General features: G+C 60.4%; 1 protein-coding gene. It reads right to left on the bottom strand.

All coding sequences use genetic code 11. The features are described from left to right. Positions 1–154: 154 nt before the first annotated feature. Positions 155–1,624, bottom strand: coding sequence for a helix-turn-helix domain-containing protein (locus EVC45_RS44240; protein ID WP_129964316.1), 1,470 nt, complete (start codon positions 1,622–1,624; stop codon positions 155–157). Positions 1,625–2,193 lie beyond the last annotated feature (569 nt).

Genomic DNA, 2,193 nt, shown 5'->3' with positions numbered 1-2,193 from the left:
CCTCGCCAGCTCCGAAAGCCATTCCCGGTGGGGCTCGCAGACAAATTCGGCCCCTTCGGAAAACCCGCAATCAGTTGAACCTCAACTCTACGCCCGCCGCTTCACCACAACGGCGTGGGGCCGACTATATGATTATCAGCTCCTCTGAGCTTCCTCAGCGCCAGAGTGTCTCCGAAGGTGTCTCATGAAACTCTTTGCGATAGTTGTTCAGGAGTGTTGAGCGATTCTCCACGCCCCACTTGTTGCCCGTGTCCAATACTGTACGCTCTCCGTTGAGCGAATCGTCGAGTAGATCCCTACGAATCCGCTCCATCCGCAGTCGGCGAATCAGCTCGGTTGGCGAAAGGCCCAGCGAATGTCTGAAAGCGCTTTGCAACGCACGCTCGGTCACGCCCACTTCCGCCGCCACTTCACGCACCGAGAGATCGCGCCTGTTGAGGTTTTCCTGCAAATAGCGATACGCGCGCCGATAGCGCGTGGGCAGCCGCACGGCCACATCGTCAAGTTGCGGCGCCTGCCGTGCGGCGTTGCCCGCGTACGATACCAACGCTTGCGCATCGTCGCGCAGGCACTGCGCGGCGATCAGCGCGTAACGGCCGAAGAGCAGCATCGCTTCGCGGCTGCGCCCGAGCGCCTCATGTGTCTTCGCAACTGCGTACAAATACTCAAGCTGCCGGCGCCCAGTCGACGCCGCATGCTCGATCCGACGCAGCGGTTCGAGCAACATCTCGGCTGACTGCGGCGCGTCGGACGTGAGCGCGGCCAGCACCGCCTCGAGCCTCGCAGTGCGCAGATAGTCGCCGAAGCCGCGCTGTTCGGCCCATCTGAGATGCGCGGAAATGGCGTCAAGTGCCGCACGTTCCCCACGCGCAAGCGCGCGCAACCGACGCAAATAGTGGACGCGCTGCCTCAGCAGCGGCGTGCAGACGTCCAAGGCCTCGACCTCGTGAAGGTCGGCCTCGTCGCTCGCCGCCGCCAGGCCGAAACCGCCGGCTCCGCCTACAGCGCGCAGCGGGTAAACTTCCAGGCCAGACTGCCAGTACGCATGATCGGTCAGCAGTGCATCGTCGCGTAGTTCGCGCTGCACGGCGAGGTCGAAACGCAAACTAACGACAATCTCGCGCCAGTGGCTGAGCAACGGTTCGGTAACAACGGCTACGAGTTTGTCGAGTGCATCGCTCGAATCGCGCGAGCGGCCGAACTCCTGCAAAGCGCCCACAATCCCGAGCTGCGCCTCAACTTGTTGCGTCGCCTCGACGTTCGGCTCATCGAGCAGCCGCGCGAAACACTTCAGCGCCGTAGCAGGCCGGTGACGGAACAGCGCCTGCCAGCCGGCGTTGCGGCACGACGCCGCGCGGATCGCTTGGCGCGACGAGCGGATTGCCTTTTGCGCGTGGTGATATTGCTCTTCAGCCTCGTCGCAGACGCCGAGTGTCATCTGCATGTCGGCATGCAGGCGCAGCAGTTCGGGCGAACCTGCGGCACCGCGCGCTGTCTCCGACCATCGACTCGCCTGCGCGCCCGCCTGTGGCAGGTCCCCGTCGCGCACCTTGCTGAGAAAACCGTCCGGCAGATCGCGCACGGACAACGACGCGGCCAAAGGAAAGTAAAGTGTCAAAAGCATTGCGCTCCTCCTCGTTGATGCGCGAGCAGCTCCGTGCGTCGGCACGTACGTCCGCTGCAAACCGATCATTGCAAGAGCCACCATCGGGGCCCTCGAATAACCGGAGGTTTTCAGTGAATTCTTCCGCCACGCGGTGACTGCAAGAGAATTCGATTCATTTTTTCCGGCTTTCCCGAAATACATCAGCCGCTTCCGGTTGTAGCTGGCCGCCATCATCGTCATCGCAAAACTCGCCCGAAGCTAGCCGAACGCGCGGATCAACTTTGCACCATCTGCCCGAAGCTATTTTGATGGCGTGACGTTTTTTAACTCGTATTCCATTTTATATGGGCGACCTCGAATCTGAAGTGCAACACCTGTCTCGTATAAGGTGCTTAGGATTTCCAGATACTACAAAGAACAGAGTTCTCTCGATGTGGAGTCGCCCATTTAACTCTGGACACCTAGACAACGTTAAGTGTTCAGGCAAAACGGATTTCAAATTCCGAACCGTAGCCGCCGAGCAGTTTGGCGATCTCTGTATCGATCGTTTCCTTCGTCCAGTTGACGAAACGCCGCCAGTGATACTT

The organism is Paraburkholderia sp. UYCP14C, from assembly GCF_004197395.1.
Taxonomy (GTDB): Bacteria; Pseudomonadota; Gammaproteobacteria; order Burkholderiales; family Burkholderiaceae; genus Paraburkholderia.
The sequence above is the reverse complement of the archived record's forward strand: the minus strand, read 5'-3'. Positions and strand labels throughout refer to the sequence as shown.